Raw genomic sequence first — 16,878 nt, forward strand, 5'->3', positions numbered from 1 at the left:
ACATTCCTATGATATAATTAATAAATTTTGAGGATTTGAAGAGTTTATGATTTGAGGATTTGAAGAGTTTATGAGTAAAGAAACAATACCTACTATTCGTATTACATGTGCTGCACGACTAATATATCCTGATGGTACTACTGAAATTCCAAAATGTAGACAAAATGTATCAACAAGTTTTAATAAACCGTCTAAACCATCATTTATTGTTGATAATGTTAGTATCGGCATGTTTGATAATAAGCCAAGAGAATACGAACAATTTGTAAAACCATTAGATTATTCCCCTTATAGGAATTTACCCACTTCTTATCAACCGACTGTTCAACAATCTTCTTTTATTCCTCCGTTTGAGTTTAATTTGGAAGCTGAAAACGAGGAATTTTCTCGTTTAGGAGCAGAAAAATATCAAGCACGTTTATGAGGTTATGAGTGCTTTAGATAGTATTAAAAAAGGGGTTTTAAATATATTAGCGCCATGGGAAGGTGTCAGTGAAGTTACGCTCGAACATTTAAAAAATGGTTTTATAGAATATATTAAGTCTTTTGAAGGGTTGGATGAGATTTCTGATTGGTCGAATTACTTCGCTGTAAGAGGAGCAGTTTTTGGAATGGGTTTAGGATTAAGATCAGGTAATCCTTATGTTGTAGGTGCCTTAACTGTACTAGGAGGTGTTATCGGAGCGATTGGAGGAGGTTTGCTTAAAGCTACAGAAGTTGGTGGTTATGGAGGTGTTGGAGCTGCTGCTGAAGTTATGAGAGCTCAAGAAAAAATCAAAGAATTAAATAATCATAGACAGAAAGAAATAATCGAATCAAAATTAGAGTATCAAAGAAAAGCTCATGGTCCTTATTACTATCAGTTAGGGCAAATACATTATCAAGGAACACATACTGCTAATTTACATATTATTAAAGATATAGGATATAAATATGGCTGGAAATCTATATATTACCCAGGTCAATATAGTAGTTATGATGATATGGTTAATCAATTAAATATTTGGAGAAGTCAATTGGGTTATGATTATGATTCTTTGGAAGCCTATAATTATAAATAAAGAAATTGTTAATTTAGATTCTGTTTATGTAGTATGTGAGATAAAACAAAAAATTACATAAATTTTTTAATAAATCAAGGCGTTAACAAGCATTAACATTACTATATGTTTGTAAATGCTTATACTTGTGCTGTAAAAAATCAGTAATTCATTATGAAAGAAGATAGTAAAAATAGTAAATATAAAGAAATAAGATTTTTTTTATTTACAACTTCTGTTTGTATATTTTACAACATTTTTACGATCAAATATTTTGTAATTAATAAAATTATTACTTGGAATGTGTATTTAAATTTAGCATTATCTTTTTTATTCGAGTTTTTTTTATTGTTTGATGTGTATCGTAACTTTTTCCTAAGAAATATAAAACAATCAAAAATTTTTTTATTAGCGGCAGAAATTACTTTGCTTATTCAATGGTATATAATTTATACACAGCATAATCCTTTTTTATTATCCCATTTTATTAAAGTGTTCTTTTTTGATATACTAATAGTATTATTCACATGGGGTATTCTTGTATGGTTTGAAAGAAAAAGAAATAAGAAAACAATCATTGATCGTATAGATTAATCACATTTTTTAAGCCTTGTGGCTTACACCTAATTATAACCGACAAGTAAATAGTGTTTGTTTTGGGTTAAAAATTACGGCGCTACTTTAAATATGTAGTCCTGTCCCGGCTAAGTTTAGAATATTTCGTACTTACTTTTAACTGCAACAGCTGCTTTGTATTAATTGCAGCAACTGTTGTTCTTGAGTTGACTTAGTGAATATATATCTATTCCTATAGAATACGTTCTAATTCAAAGATATAGCTAGCCATTCTTTTAATTTGGAATGTCTATGTGAAGTTTTATTATCCTTGACCGCTATAGCTAACGCTTTTTTCTCACCAATGATTATTACTAATTTTTTACCACGAGTAATTGCTGTGTAGATAAGATTACGTTTTAACATCATAAAACTTTGCATGGTTAGCGGAATAATTACCGCGGGATATTCTGAACCTTGGGACTTATGAATAGTGGTGGCATAAGCTAACGTAATTTGATCTAAGTCAGTATAATCATAGATAACATTACGATTATAAAAGTTGATAGTTACTTCTTGCTCTTGCTCATTGATATTGTTGATGATACCAATATCGCCATTATACGTTTCTTTATCATAATTATTTTCAGTCTGCATTATTTTATCGCCTAAAGAAAAAGTCTGACCAAATTTAACAATGCCGCTATTATAATTGGGGTTCAGTGCTTGTTGTAATTCTATGTTAAGCGAGCGTACGCCAACACCACCTCTCTGCATAGGGCATAATATTTGGATATCATTTACCGGATGAAGATTAAATTTCTTTGGTATTCGCTCTTTTACTAAATTAATTATTTTATTAGTAATATCATCACCTTGTTCTGCTTCGATAAAGTAAAAATCAGATTCTTCTTTAGTAAATTGTAAATTTGGAATAATACCATTATTAACTCGGTGGGCTGTAGTGATAATGTTACTACTAGCCGCTTGTCGAAATATTTCTGTTAATTTAACAGTAGGTATAGCAGCAGAATTTATTATATCACTTAAGACTTGTCCAGGGCCAACTGAAGGTAATTGATCAACATCACCTACTAAAAGTAAAGCGACGTTTTTAGGTAATGCTCGAAGCAGTGAATAGAATAGGGGGACATCTACCATTGAGGTTTCATCGATAACTAGGTAATCACATGGTAATGTGCATTGCTCATTATGTTTAAAACCCCCATGTTTATGGTCTATTTCTAATAATCTATGAATAGTAAGTGCTTCGAAGCCGCTACTTTCGCTAAGACGTTTAGCAGCTCTGCCAGTAGGAGCACAAAGTTTTATCCGTAATTTATTTGTTAGTAGTATCTTAAGTATAGCATTTACTAACGTCGTTTTCCCAGTGCCAGGTCCACCAGTAATTACTAAAACTTTAGTGCTTAATGCTTGTGCAATTGCTTCTTTCTGGTTTTCTGCTAATTTTATATTTAACTGTTGCTCTACCCACGGTATAGTCTTAGTTGCATCAATTTTCTCCCAAGGTATATTCTGTTTAGCTAAGGTAAGTAATAATTTTGCTATATTTTTTTCGTATAGGTAATAGCTGTTTAAAAAAATACTATCAATGTTATTAATTGTATCATGAATTAAGGTGCCTGCAGTAATCTCGGTTTGTATAGCAAGTTCTATTAAATTATTTTCTAAATCCAGTAGCTTTTGGCTATTATCAATTAATGTTGTTAGCGGCAAGCCACAATGACCGTTGGCGGTGGCTTCAAGCAATATATGAGCAACACCTGCAGTAGCTCGGATTAATGAATTTTTTGCGATACCTAAATTAGCAGCGATGGTATCAGCGGAAATAAAGCCAATACCTCTTATATCTTTAGCTAATTGATAAGGATTCTGGGATACTACTTCGATTGCTTGTTCACCATAGGTTTTATAAATTTTGGTAGCTCTGGTGGTACCAACTCCATGAGATTGTAAGAAAATCATAATTTCACGGATAATCTTTTGATCTTGCCAATTAGCGCAGATATTTTGTGCTCTGATGACCCCGATTCCATCAACTGATGATAAAAGCTCCGGTTGAGTTTCAATTACTTCAAACACTTTGTCACCAAAAGCAGTAATTAGCTTTTTAGCAAAATAAGCGCCGATACCTTTAATTAGACCGGAGCCAAGATATTTTTCAATCCCTTCTAAAGTATCAGGAGGTAGAGATTTTAAGAAATCAGCTTTAAACTGTTTACCATGAATACGATCATTCTGCCAAATTCCACTACATTTGATATATTCCCCTGGTGAGATAGAAGGAGTGTTACCTATTACTGTTATTAGATCTTTATGGTTTTTTATCTTAATTCGTAACACTACAAAACCGTTTTCAGGATTATGGTAGGTTACTCGTTCCACAGTACCTGCAAGATGTTCTTTGTTACTTGCTTGCTTCATCGTTAATCCACTTCATAGAAAATTTAGAAATTATACAACAATAGCTGATATAATAAACTATATGCATTATTTAATTATATGTAATTATGCTGCTATAATATATTCTGCTTCAGTGAGAGCCTGTCAGGCTCTGAGATTATAAAATAAAAGAGATATATGATATGATACTGAGCATTGCAATTGTGTACCATAGTGGTTACGGTCATACAGCTAAAGTAGCGGAAGCAATAGCGGAAGGTGTAAAACAGACGACCGCAAAGGTTAATGTGCTAAAAGTTGATAATTTTGCTGATACTGATTGGGAGAAATTAGATAGTGCTGACGCTATAATTTTTGGCGCTCCTACATATATGGGTAGTGTTTCTGGGCCTTTTAAAATGTTTATGGATACTACTTCCAAAAAATGGTTTGAGCAAAAATGGAAAGATAAGGTTGCAGCAGGATTTACTAACTCTGGTTCTTATGCAGGAGACAAACTTGCCAGTATTCAGCAGATTTTTCATCTTGCTATGCAACATGGTATGATTTGGGTAGGACAAGCTGAGGCCGCACCAATATTAGGTGACAATGAAATAGCGCAATTAGATAGTATTAATCGTCTTGGTAGTTGGTCTGGTTTGATGACCCAAGCTAATCAGAAATCAGGTCCTGATGTAGCTCCACCGATTGGAGATTTAGAAATGGCTAAACTGTTTGGACAACGTATAGTTAATATAACTGCTAAATTAAAGAAATAAATGATTTCATTTATAGTGCTCTAATTCTGAATCAATAATTGAATTTATAATAAAGCATGCACTGTCGATAAGTTTAAATTAAGATTTCGTTGGAAATTAAAGCAATTTAGTAACAAACTTAAATTGTTCTGCTATTTCTAGATTGCTGCACTTTAGTGAGTGTTCACGAGTTTTAAAAAAAAATCGTCTGAGCTGAGGGGCACTACGTTGCTGTGGCAATCGAGTAGCCATAAGGGCTCTTATAAATAGCTTCGCTGTTTTCTAGATTGCTTCAAAGCCTAGCGGCTTCTCAGCTTAGACGGTATACGAATGTTATATTTTAAAACTTGTGAACGCTCACACACTTTGCTTTGGGCTATATAGGTGATTTATTGTGCAGCTTTATCTTTCTAATTCTAAGATATGTTGTGGAGTATTTTGTGATTCAGCGCTTTCATAATCTTTGAGCATATATCCACGTCCCCAGACAGTTTCTATATAATTTGTGCCCCCAGAAGCATCAGCTAGTTTTTTACGTAGCTTACAAACAAATACGTCTATAATTTTTATTTCTGGCTCATCCATACTACCATATAGATGATTGAGAAACATTTCTTTGCTGAGCACGGTACCTTTACGCATTGCTAATAGTTCAAGGGTTGCATATTCTTTATTGGTTAAATGTACCACTGAACCGTCAACTTCAACAACTCTAGTATCAAAATTAATTGATACTTTATCAAATCTAACTACAGATTCAGAATAACCTTTAGAGCGGCGTACAATTGCCTGAATTCGAGCTACTAATTCTCCGCGATTAAAAGGTTTGGTTAAATAATCGTCGGCACCAAAACCAAGACCTTTGATTTTTTGATCTACTGATGATAATCCAGATAAGATTAAAATTGGAATTTTGATTTTTGCAGATCTTAGACGCAATAATACTTCATAACCATCAATGTCTGGTAACATTAAATCCAGGACTATGATGTCATAATCATAAAGCTTACCGATTTCTACTCCATCTTCACCAAGTTCTGCAGTATCACAAATAATCCCTTCAGCAGCTAATGTTAGCTCTATAGATTTTGCAGTTGATGGATCATCTTCAATAAGTAATACTCTCATTATTTTTATCTCTCTTAATCAAATTTATTAGCTTTGGATATTATAATGTCATCTTCTTAATAAAAAATCAAGAGATTTTTGCTATGATTTTGCGAAGTTATTAATATTTTAGTAAAAAAGTGTAAATAGTAAAATATAGTTCGATAAAAATTTAGAATTCCAGTCTAAGACCTGCTAGTAATAAAGTTCCTTTGGTTTTATCGTAAGAGATTTTTTTAGTTTTTGTATTAAAGAATTGGCCATTAGTAGTATAATGTGTTGTTTCAGTATAGGTTAATAAACCAGAAGCGATTTTATAATCAGCAGCGAAAGTTATTGCGTTAAATTTGTTAGTTTTGTGTTTGCTAAAAAAATAGTGTAAACTTGTAGCGATTTTGGTAGAATATTCATAACGACCACCGATACCATATAAGTAGGTGCTACGTGAAGATTCATCTATATCTGGTGATGTAAGACTGCGTAAATAATTACCGTAAGAAGCTGCTAGTGCATATTGTTTATAATGTATTTCTGAGCCAATAAGATAGGTGTTAAGGTTAGTAAATTTCTCAATACCTTTACAGCATGGCTTTACTCTTGTAATTCCTCTTTCTCCAACTAAAGCAGTTTTAATTTTAAGGTCCCCTTTAGCTTTATGCTCAAAAGATAAACCGTATCCAATTCCATCCTTGATAGCAAATGAAAGTTTTAGAGGTTTTGCAAGGTTATGATGTACGGGATTATTGTGTTTGGCGTAGCCGGTATTAGTAGAGTCCGGTATATAACTTATCCCTAATTGAAATCCAGAGATGTTTGGAGAGAAATAAGTAATTTTTCTTGAATATTCTACTTTTTCTCCTTCTCGTGTTTTAGAGTCCAAAAAATTACCAAAATTAACTATATAAGCAATTTTGTCGGGGTAACGAACTAATCTAGTCCAGTTGTCCCATGATCCTACTGTGCCTGCACCAATGGAATATCCGGTAATTTTCATTTTATTGGTAGCGCTTTTATCGGAACCAAGTTCCAATTTCCCATAATTTGTAATTAAATATAAAGATGATGCTGCTTTTCGATCGTTCTTGGTGGTGATTTCAAGACCAATTTTAGCGCCAAAATTAACTGCATCATTATCTGTATTGTTTATGTCGAGATTCATATGGCCGGAAGAATTAAAAGCTACTTGCTTATTAAGTTTTGATATATATAAGGCTTGATTTACATTGTGATCATGAAATGCACTTTGAAATTCAAAGCCACCTTTGAGTTTTACTTGAGTACCATTGGTGTTAGTTGTGGTGTTAGTTGTTGCAAGAGTATTTATTGAACACAAAGTGGGTAAAATGATAAGCAGATAGGTCAATTTTTTTATCATAAGTCCTTTAAGTTTTTGCTTACAGAAATTTGAAGTTGGACGATTTATTGAGAGCGTTATAATAGACACGACAAGTTAAAAATAAGCTCGCAATGACGATTGAGTGTCAAACTTTCTTAACTTGCTGTGTCTGTTTGGTGTTGAACGTCTTGATATGTATATTGCGAACTTATCGAGCAAAAGCCATAAAATCTTTATACAATTTCAGTGCACAATAGCCTAATATCTAATTTTCAGTTTCTGATAATTTTTTATGATATAGAGCTCCAAAGTCTATGGGATCAATCATTAGTGGCTGAAAACCGCCATCTTGAGTTACGTCTGCTACAATCTTTCGAGCAAAAGGAAAAATCATCGCCGGACAATGTATAGCAAGAACAGCTTGGAGCTGTTCGTCTGATATATTAATAATATTAAATACTCCAGCATATTTAAGATCTACAATGAATAGAGTATGATCGTCGTTATGAGCTTTAGCCTCAATACTTAATTCAACTTCAAAAAAATTATCTTCAGGCAAGCGTGTGATATGCAAATCTAATGATAAATCAATGTTTGGATTTCGTGGCACTCTAGCTAGTGAGCCTGGTGCTGCCGGGTTCTCAAACGACAAATCTTTGATATATTGCGCATTAATTGCAATATGAGGCATGGCCTGATTTTCTGTCATAACAAAATTCTCTCTTAATTATTCATAATTTAGGTAAAGTTACATTTGTTTGATTCATATATTTTCCGTTGCGATCAGCATAAGAAACAGTGCATTCTTGGTCTCCGGATAAAAACAAAAACTGACAGGCGCCTTCATTAGCATAAATTTTTGCTGGTAAAGGGGTGGTGTTTGAAAATTCTAAAGTTACATAGCCTTCCCATTCAGGTTCCAAGGGAGTTACATTGACTATTATTCCGCATCTAGCATAGGTAGATTTACCGACGCAAATTACCAATACATCTCGTGGGATTTTAAAATATTCAACAGTGCGAGCTAATGCAAAGCTGTTAGGTGGAATAATACAAACCTCAGTTTCTTTGCTTACTAGATTATGATGGTCAAAATTTTTGGGATCGACGATAGTGGAATTAAGATTGGTAAATATTTTAAATTCCTTAGACACGCGTGCATCATAACCATAAGATGATAAACCATAAGAAATAATTGGTTGGTCGTGTTGTATTTTAACTTGTTCTGGAATAAAAGGCGAAATCATGTTATATTTAGTGGACATTTCTTTTATCCATTTATCTGATTTGATTGCCACTAGTAGAACCGAATTTTTAATTTAAAATTGCGCTTCGAACAAATTATTTAGAAATTTGAGTTTTGTCAAGTGATCTTAAGCTTAGGATTTAGTAATGTGATAATAATAACACTTAATATTAATTGTAGTTAATTTGGCAAATATTAGTTGATAAAATTACTTGAGGTAGTTTGTTGTTGTTTGTATACTTAAACTGTAGGTATAACATGCTCTTTTATTACGATGTTTTTTTGTGGTTAATTGTATAGTTGAAATTATTTTAAGTTATTATTTTTAGGTTGTTTTATGAAAAAAATATTGTTTCTAAGTATTTTTTGTATAGCAAGTTCTGCTCTTGCGACTACGGTATCATCTGATACTACAGTAAAGTTGGAAGGGTTGTTTCATTTCCAGTCTGGTTTTAAAAGTCAAAATAAATTGCAGAGTACAGAAAAAAATATTTCTAAGCACAATAAAGCTGTAGCATTTTATACGGAGGCGGCTTTAGCTGCTACTGTATCGCAAACTTTTAAAGATATAACTTATGGTGGTAAGGTAGTGTTGATGCCTACCACTCTCGCTAAGAGATCTCCTAGTTATAATGGTTCGCATCTTTTTGTAGAGTCAGAGTATGGTAAAGTAGAAGCGGGATCTCCTTATGATGCTGGTTCTAAAATGAGAATAACTGCTTATGATATAGCAGCTGCTACAGGTGATGATTTTGGTAGATACGCTAATCTCGCTGGGGCAAATGTGACATATAAAGGATTAGCGCCAGAATTTGCTTTTTATGATTTCTTTTTTGATTCAACTCATAAAATAGAACTTAATCAGCTAAATGATAAAACTGAGCCATCAAGAAAGATTTCATATTTTAGTCCTAACATGCAAGGATTTCGAGTTGGTATCTCTTATATCCCGGATTCTAGTAATTCGGCGGTCACCGGCCATGATCGTTTGGGAGGAGGTCGCGCTGTAATTAAATTGCCTGGTGAGGGTGAGGCTAAAAAAATGGCAGCAAGCTTAGATAGAAATGTAAGAAACGCTTTCTCTGGTGGTATATCATACGAGCATCATATTGCTGATGGTGTCGATTTAAAGTTGGCAGCTACTGGTGAATATGGCAATTCTGCTGGTAAAAGTGCGATCTATACTGATTATTCAGACAAGACAAAAGACGGTACGCTATATAAGAGCTGTAAATTAAGTGATTTGCGTACTTATAATTTTGGAGCTATTTTAACTCATGGTAATTTTTCATATGCGGTATCATATGGTAGTTTAGGTAAAAGTTTAACATCTAAGGAATATCATAAGGGTGGACGTAGTACTAATTATTATAATGGTGCTATAGCTTACGGCCAGGGGGCAATTAAGACCAGTCTTTCTTACTTTAAGTCACAGCAATTTAAGAATACACTGGATGCTGTTACGTTAGGTACAGAATATAAATTAGGAGCAGGATTATTGCCTTATGCAGAAATAGCATATTTTCAAGCAAAAGGTAAACCTACTTATTACTCTTCAGAAGCGCCAAATAAGAAGACTAAGGGTACAGTGGCAATTATTGGTGCAAAATTAAAGTTATAATCGATAATTTGAGTTGCATGGAATATTTAGCTAAATTTGATGGTGTTTAAGAGCTGTATGCACCAAGTTAAGGAAAAGAAATTATATATCAGTTTTGCTTGAGAGTTACCCACCTTCGTTATTGTGAGCTGCTCCTCGCGTCATAGCGTACCGAAGGCGAAGTAATCCAGTTTTTAAACTTTATTCTGGTTGCCTTTAGTCAGCTCAGTTGTGGCCTCGCAATGACGATTAAGCATCAATTTTCCTTAACTTGGTGCGTATGGTTCAATAAACATTCTCGAAAATGCAGACGAGGATTGCATGAGAGTCGGAGTCAAATTTTGACGATAAAACTACCAACTAGAATAGGTTATGCAAGAAGTCTATTGATTATTAGATGTTTATTATTAGTAATTACCTGTAGCTCATTTATAACTGATGTTTATGCTGTTATCGATGAAGCCAGTAATATGGAAGAGTTATTTACTACAGATGAAGAAGTGAATATTGAAGATAAAACTCAGTTGCCATTAACTGAGCCTTCGTCAGTTGATATTCCTGTCGATGATAAATTAAAGTCAGATGCTATTAGTAGTAATAATGAGATGATTTTAAAAAATTATGACAAGGCTAAAGTTATTGCTTTAAATAAAATTACTGCAAAATCTAAAGAAATGACACTTGCTATTGAAGAAGTTCAATATTTTGGCAATATTGAAATTAAGATTCATAGATGCGTAAAAAATTTAGATCCATACGCTCCTGATGATAAAGTCTTACTAACTATAATGGAAAATAAAACTGAGGAAGATCCTATAATGGTTTTTCAAGGCTGGATGATATCTTCTAATATAGGAATTTCTACATTAGAGCATCCAGTATATGAAGTATTTATCAAAGAATGTCTGTAAATAATATTTTACCGTTTATAACTTTTATAATTCCGGCAATGGGTATGCTTGCTGGTTTATCTGCTTCTGTAAGTGTCACAGTTTTTTTTCTACTATTTCTAACAAGTTTTTATAAAAAAGCTGATTTTAAGTATTTTCAACCAATATCAATTTATTATAAGTTTAAAGATTATATAACTAAATTTGTCACGGAAAACTATAGAGTAGAGTGTCTATTTGTTAGTTGGAGTATATTTAGTAGTGTGTGGTCAATAAATATTTTTGCAAGTCTTTGGTTGTCTATCTCTACTTTCTCGATAATATTAATTAGTTTTATCTTACAAGATAATATAAGTGTTGTGGATGATAATGTAGAGTTGCAAAAAAAGATAAAAATCTTTTTGATCGCCGGAATAGTTACAGCAATAATATTATTTTTTATTGAGAAAAATTCGCACGGTATTTTATCGCGGTCATTTCGACAGTTATTTCAAAGCAACACTAAAGAATATTTCCTATACATGTTGGATAGAGGTTGTGCTTTATTGTCGGTAACATTATGGGTAGTCATAGGTGTCTTAGTTAAGAATAAACGGTATTGGTATGCACTAGTATTATATATTGTAGTTTTTTATTTATTAAGCATATCAGATGGCTTGGCTAGTTTTCTTGGTTTTATTTGCGGTGGCTTTGTATTTATTCTGGGTTCACTCTTTGCTGAAAGATTTTATAAATTATTACGTATTAGTATATTAATTGGAGCAGTATCGTTGCCTTTTATAGTCTACAATATCTCGCCAAGAGATTTATCTGATGAATATACAAATTTTATAGCTGATTCTGCTAAACATCGTTTGTTTATTTGGAATTTTGTTGCCAATAAAATATTGGAAAAGCCGATAATAGGGTTTGGTATTGGTGCTGCTAAATTTATATCTGTTGATGAAGATGAAATGATTGATTACCATCAATATCATTGGTCACCTTTGCCATTGCATCCACATAACAACATTTTACAAATTTTATTGGATTTAGGTCTAGTAGGTTTTTTATTATTATTGATAATAATCAATAAGTGGTTAAAGAAAATTAGCAACAACATGAGTGACAATAAGTATTTTTGTATTGTCGGGCATGCATGTTTTGTGAATTATCTTATTATAGGGATGATTTCTTATAGTGTATGGCAATTATGGTGGGTATATATTGGAGCATGGGTAGCTTTTATGATGCAATATATACTTAAGAATTACTAGATTTCTCTTGCAAACTTAGAAATAGTTGAGAGATTTTTAGTGAGGCTGCAGCGTACATAGAAGTACGTGAGGATCGAAGACAATTTGGCTTTAATCAACAAAAAATTTATGATTTTTAGAAAACTTCACAGAATCTAAAACTTGCCAAAAATAATCTCCATAAAATTTGCGCGTAAGAGCTAGAGTAATACATTATTTATTGATTTAATTTGATTTATGGTTTATACATACCACATGTATCTTAATAAGATTATTTCATACAATAGGTCTATAATATCGGGGCATAGCGCAGTGGTAGCGCATCTGGTTTGGGACCAGAGGGTCGGGAGTTCAAATCTCTCTGCCCCGACCAATCTTTAAATATTTCATAACTTATATCAATTAAAGTTTAAGTCAGCAAAATTCTGAGTATGGTTTAACTAGGTTCTGTAAATAATCTCTGTAAAATTTGTGCACATAACGTGTTTTTGTATAACAAATTTTTCTAAATTCTTGATGTCTTTGTAGCAGTTTTACTTAGTTTTAATATAATCTATTGTTAGATAAATAAATTTTTAAGACTATTGTGTCATTTTAAATTACAATGACTTAAGCAAAAATATGTTAGAGATGACGTTATGAAAAGTAGTGAAGATAATAGTAATACATTACCAGAACCCAAAATTACTGAAGATAGGAGCTATGATAAAAAGTCACCAAAAGCAATATTAGGAGATTTACAGAAAAAATCTTTCGCTCAAGAAATAGAGAATGATAAGGAAAAATCTGCAGTACTTTTGAATAGAGCAACACAGGCTGAGGCTCAGTTAGGAGCAGATAATCCAATCACTAAACAAGAACAAATGTCGGTAGATGTTTATAAAAGAGCTTTGGCATTAATAGGATCTGGAGGGTTACAAATTAATGGCAATGCTGGAGAAAAGCAATCAGCTGCTGACAATAATTTACCGGTATCTTCTTACTTAAGTCATGGTGCTCGGGTGATGATTGAAATTCCTCCTGGTAGTGGTGATAAATTGGCCAACTGGTTGACTTCTGGCGATCCAGATAAAAGTGGTATGTCAAGAAAACAAAGTCAGCAAGGAGCAATTGATGAAGATAAAATTGTATACAACAGATCAGCTGCTACTCATGATGTTAGTATTAAAGAGAAAGTAAATGACAAGGGAGAAAAAGAATTTTCTTTAAAAGAAGAGAAAGGCTTTACTATAGGGTTAAGAGATTTTGTCGGTAATCAATTTGGTATGAAAACTAACCATTGGGGAGTGGATCTCGCGATGAATGCTGAATTTAACGGCAAGGATTCTGAAGGAAAAATTGTTGGTAGACCAGATGGAGATCATGGGCATTTATATATTCATTATAATCCACCAAAAGATGGTAAACCAGGAAGTATGTTGATAGGGATTGAAGGTGGCGCTCCAACTTCACATAAGCACTCTAAGACTGGAGCATCTGATCCACTAAGCCCAGTTGATAGCTCAAAATTTGATGATGTAAAAATAAAAAAAGATATTGCTGGTGAAAAAGAATATGATAATACCATAGTACCTAAAAAATATGGTGGTATGGTTGTCAAACTAGATCAAGAAAAATTAAATGATATAGTAAAAATAAATGCTAAAGATCTTGATGGTGGATTAGCTTATGTTAAGCCGGGGACATCTCCTAAAGATTTTAAAGATAAATTAGAAAATAAGGATTATCATCAGACTCCAGAATTTAAAGAATCCAAAAAACAAGAGCCTACATTAGAAAAACCTTCAATGTGGAAGAAAATTGCCAATGTAGTGACTAAAGTTGTAACCTTAGGAATGGTAAAGCCATTTCAGAAAGAAATTGATGCGTATAATGCTGAGCATAAAGTACTTAAGACTCAAGCTAAAGTTCAAGCAAATGATGGAGTCAGGATTAGTGAGCAACAAGAAAAATCCACTAAAGTTGGTATTTCAAGCCCTGATTTAACAATTGATAAAACTAAAACACGTTCCAACTCAATCGATTCGGTAAGTACGGCAGCTTCTTTAGGTGAAAAATTACGTTCTGGATCACAAAGCCCTCCTGGTAATAATAATGTTGAAAAAGTGGATAAACCAGTAGGAAAAGTAGAAAAAAAGGAATCTTCTTATGTTAGGTAGGTTTTGAAATTATATACGCCTGTATCACTATATAAATAATGGCAAATTTATCTTGTCTTTGTATATGTGTTATTATATATACGCTTACAAAGTTAAGCTAATTATTTAAGAATTTTTCATTATGGCAGTGTTGCATGCCTCTATTATTACTCTCTTTCCAGAAATGTTTCCAGGATCATTGCATTATTCTTTAGCAGGACAAGCGTTACATAAGGGGATATGGTCGTATGAAACTATTAATCTTCGTGACTTTGGCATAACTAAGCATAAAAATGTTGATGATATAGCTTATGGTGGAGGACATGGTTTAATTATGAGAGCTGATGTGTTGGGTGCAAGCATCGATCAGGCAATGTCAAAATATCCTAGTAGCAAAGTATATTATCCTTCTCCACGAGGTAAATTATTGAATCATGAGCTAATACAGGAAATTATTGATGAAAAAGAAATAATAATTCTATGTGGGCGTTTCGAAGGGATTGACGAAAGAGTAATAGAAGAATATAATGTCACCGAAATTAGTATAGGCGACTATGTGCTTTCTGGCGGTGAGTTGGCGGCGCTGGTAATTCTTGATTGTATGGTTAGATTATTACCAGGCGTAGTAGAAAATCAAGCAACTTTGCAATCAGAGTCTTTTGAACCAAGTGGTGAGTTTAATGGTTTACTGGAATGTCCATTATATACAAGGCCTTTTAAGTGGAGAGGACGTTGTGTACCTGAGGTGCTAGTATCAGGACATCACGAACGCCTTAGAAAATGGAAAAAAGAACAATCTATGTTAATTACCAGCAAACGTAGGCCAGATTTATTAAAAAACAAGTAATAAATCCAACCAATTATAATTATTGTGGTGAAGGAGAAAAAAATAAATGAATATTATTGATCGGTTTGAGCAACAACAAATTGCAAAACTTACTACAAATAAGGTGATACCTGAGTTTAAAGCAGGTGATACAGTAAATGTAAGTGTTAGAATAACAGAAGGAACTACAGAAAGATTACAATCATATGAAGGTGTAGTAATCGCCAGGAGAAATAGGGGGCTTACTTCTTCTTTTGTGGTACGTAAAATTAGTCATGGTGAAGGAGTGGAAAGAAGGTTCATGACTTACTCTCCATTGGTACAAGCTATCACAGTAGTTAAGCGTGGTATAGTAAGGCGTGCCAAGTTATATTATCTCAGAGAAAGAAGTGGTAAAGCTGCTAGAATAAAAGAAAGACTTAGATAAATGATTAGTGTGCTTTTGTTAAGGTATGGTGTTCAGTTCTCTTTTTTTCTTAGCTTGACGCATATTACTCAATAAGCTGCGTCAAATTTGTAAGAGCTACATTCAAACTAACTCAGTCATCTCAGAATACACTGAATGTCATCGTGAAACAAGTTCTGGATGACACCTGATGTTCAAGAATAGACCTCTTCGGAAACTGCATCTATCCTTTAAGAGAGGAATTTTTAGAAAAAACGAAAGTGAGCGCCGCAAGCAGTCTCTTGTTTGTTGCGGAGCGAAGACAAGTTTTTACGACAAAATTACCTCTTAGATACAAGTTTCAAAGGTGTCTAATGCATTGTGTGTTCACGATGATATTAATGCAGAGATTGACGACTATTTACAAATTTTATACAGTTCATTCACTATAGCTTAGACTAATAATGATTGTTTTTAATAAAACTACGGATTTTATAGCAATCATTGCTCCCGCTTCTAAATGTGATGAGGCAGAAGAAAAATTAAGTAAAGCTCAAGAGCTTCTTAGCTCTCAAGGATTAAAGTCAATATTTTTTCCTGATATTTTTTCTGGAGATATTCTTCCATTTTTTGCAGCAAATAAAGATATAAGATTAAAAAATTTACAACAAGCTCTACTGCATCCAGATGTTAAAATTATTTGGGCTTTTCGTGGAGGTTATGGGTGCAGTCAAATAATTTTTGACTGCTTGGATTTATTACCTGTAAGCACAAAAATTTTAATTGGTTATAGTGATATAACAGCTCTACATTTATTATTTAATCAGCATTATAAAATGCCAACTTTGCATGCTTCAGTATTAACTTCTTTGTTATCAAAGCAGCAGCATGATTTTGACTTGATCATGAAGGTTTTAGCTGGTGGTGAGATTAAGATCAAATTAGAACCGGTTAATATTTTAGATCATCATGATGTAAGTGGTGAAATCATTGGCGGTAATTTAACGGTGTTTTGTAACTTACTTGGTACAAAGCTACATCCTATGACTAATGGTAAAATTTTGTTATTAGAGGATGTTAATGAAAGTGCTTATCGTATACATCGATACCTAGTACATTTAAAGAATGCAGGTATCTTCGATAATTTAAAGGCGATTATTTTTGCTGATTTTATTCATAAAGATCAAGATATCAAGCAAACAATTCAACATTTTTGCTTTAATGAAATTAACAATATTCCAGCTTATCATGTTGAAGGTATAGGTCACGGTATTGTGAATTACCCAGTAGCTTTAGGAGTATTGGCTTGGATTAAAGACCAACAACTTACGGTTGTGAACCCATTTAAGTTAGTATAAT

General features: G+C 33.0%; 16 protein-coding genes and 1 tRNA gene. 12 read left to right on the forward strand and 5 right to left on the reverse strand.

The window, feature by feature from the left end:
• Positions 1 to 70: 70 nt before the first annotated feature.
• The 3 genes from Trichorick_RS05210 to Trichorick_RS05220 all read left to right on the forward strand — a co-directional run bounded on the left by Trichorick_RS05210 (position 71) and on the right by Trichorick_RS05220 (position 1,634).
• On the forward strand, positions 71 to 424 hold the full coding sequence (locus Trichorick_RS05210; protein WP_323737957.1) for a hypothetical protein: 354 nt from the start codon (positions 71 to 73) through the stop codon (positions 422 to 424).
• A gap of 4 nt (positions 425 to 428) precedes the next feature.
• Positions 429 to 1,061, forward strand: a complete 633-nt coding sequence (locus tag Trichorick_RS05215; RefSeq protein ID WP_323737958.1) for a hypothetical protein — start codon at positions 429 to 431, stop codon at positions 1,059 to 1,061.
• A gap of 153 nt (positions 1,062 to 1,214) precedes the next feature.
• Positions 1,215 to 1,634, forward strand: a complete 420-nt coding sequence (locus tag Trichorick_RS05220) for a hypothetical protein (protein WP_323737959.1) — start codon at positions 1,215 to 1,217, stop codon at positions 1,632 to 1,634.
• Between the two features lie 228 nt (positions 1,635 to 1,862).
• Here the strand turns inward: Trichorick_RS05220 and recD2 are convergent, their stop codons facing one another.
• Complete coding sequence (gene recD2, locus Trichorick_RS05225) at positions 1,863 to 4,040, reverse strand: SF1B family DNA helicase RecD2 (protein WP_323737960.1); 2,178 nt, start codon at positions 4,038 to 4,040, stop codon at positions 1,863 to 1,865.
• 161 nt (positions 4,041 to 4,201) lie between these two features.
• Between recD2 and Trichorick_RS05230 the strand changes: the two genes are divergently transcribed.
• Positions 4,202 to 4,777 carry a flavodoxin family protein gene (locus Trichorick_RS05230; protein ID WP_323737961.1) on the forward strand — a complete coding sequence of 192 codons (576 nt, stop codon included), beginning with the start codon at positions 4,202 to 4,204 and terminating at the stop codon, positions 4,775 to 4,777.
• Between the two features lie 381 nt (positions 4,778 to 5,158).
• Here the strand turns inward: Trichorick_RS05230 and ctrA are convergent, their stop codons facing one another.
• From ctrA to dcd, 4 genes are all read right to left on the reverse strand, one after another.
• The gene (gene ctrA, locus Trichorick_RS05235; RefSeq protein WP_323737962.1) at positions 5,159 to 5,884 is read right to left on the reverse strand and encodes a response regulator transcription factor CtrA; all 726 of its coding nucleotides are present in this window, start codon (positions 5,882 to 5,884) and stop codon (positions 5,159 to 5,161) included.
• Positions 5,885 to 6,035: 151 nt separating this feature from the next.
• Positions 6,036 to 7,238, reverse strand: coding sequence for a porin (locus tag Trichorick_RS05240; protein ID WP_323737963.1), 1,203 nt, complete (start codon positions 7,236 to 7,238; stop codon positions 6,036 to 6,038).
• Positions 7,239 to 7,464: 226 nt separating this feature from the next.
• Positions 7,465 to 7,908 (reverse strand): protein-export chaperone SecB, encoded by a 444-nt coding sequence (secB, locus tag Trichorick_RS05245; RefSeq protein WP_323737964.1) that lies wholly within the window; start codon positions 7,906 to 7,908, stop codon positions 7,465 to 7,467.
• 22 nt (positions 7,909 to 7,930) lie between these two features.
• On the reverse strand, positions 7,931 to 8,497 hold the full coding sequence (gene dcd, locus Trichorick_RS05250; protein WP_323737965.1) for a dCTP deaminase: 567 nt from the start codon (positions 8,495 to 8,497) through the stop codon (positions 7,931 to 7,933).
• 285 nt (positions 8,498 to 8,782) lie between these two features.
• Between dcd and Trichorick_RS05255 the strand changes: the two genes are divergently transcribed.
• From Trichorick_RS05255 to Trichorick_RS05290, 8 genes are all read left to right on the forward strand, one after another.
• Positions 8,783 to 10,066 carry a porin gene (locus tag Trichorick_RS05255; protein ID WP_323737966.1) on the forward strand — a complete coding sequence of 428 codons (1,284 nt, stop codon included), beginning with the start codon at positions 8,783 to 8,785 and terminating at the stop codon, positions 10,064 to 10,066.
• 320 nt (positions 10,067 to 10,386) lie between these two features.
• Entirely contained in the window at positions 10,387 to 10,956 is a 570-nt protein-coding gene (locus Trichorick_RS05260; RefSeq protein ID WP_323737967.1) for a DUF2155 domain-containing protein, read from the forward strand.
• Positions 10,947 to 12,191, forward strand: coding sequence for an O-antigen ligase family protein (locus Trichorick_RS05265; RefSeq protein ID WP_323737968.1), 1,245 nt, complete (start codon positions 10,947 to 10,949; stop codon positions 12,189 to 12,191). The genes Trichorick_RS05260 and Trichorick_RS05265 overlap by 10 nt, the downstream gene beginning before the upstream one ends.
• Positions 12,192 to 12,468: 277 nt before the next feature.
• Positions 12,469 to 12,543 (forward strand) — tRNA-Pro (locus Trichorick_RS05270).
• 265 nt (positions 12,544 to 12,808) lie between these two features.
• Positions 12,809 to 14,329 carry a hypothetical protein gene (locus tag Trichorick_RS05275; protein ID WP_323737969.1) on the forward strand — a complete coding sequence of 507 codons (1,521 nt, stop codon included), beginning with the start codon at positions 12,809 to 12,811 and terminating at the stop codon, positions 14,327 to 14,329.
• A gap of 121 nt (positions 14,330 to 14,450) precedes the next feature.
• Positions 14,451 to 15,155 carry a tRNA (guanosine(37)-N1)-methyltransferase TrmD gene (gene trmD, locus Trichorick_RS05280; protein WP_323737970.1) on the forward strand — a complete coding sequence of 235 codons (705 nt, stop codon included), beginning with the start codon at positions 14,451 to 14,453 and terminating at the stop codon, positions 15,153 to 15,155.
• A gap of 46 nt (positions 15,156 to 15,201) precedes the next feature.
• Complete coding sequence (rplS, locus tag Trichorick_RS05285) at positions 15,202 to 15,561, forward strand: 50S ribosomal protein L19 (protein WP_323737971.1); 360 nt, start codon at positions 15,202 to 15,204, stop codon at positions 15,559 to 15,561.
• 422 nt (positions 15,562 to 15,983) lie between these two features.
• Entirely contained in the window at positions 15,984 to 16,877 is an 894-nt protein-coding gene (locus Trichorick_RS05290; protein WP_323737972.1) for a S66 peptidase family protein, read from the forward strand.
• The last annotated feature ends 1 nt before the right edge of the window (position 16,878 follow it).

It is taken from the genome of Candidatus Trichorickettsia mobilis (assembly GCF_034366785.1).
Taxonomy (GTDB): domain Bacteria; phylum Pseudomonadota; class Alphaproteobacteria; order Rickettsiales; family Rickettsiaceae; genus Trichorickettsia; species Trichorickettsia mobilis_A.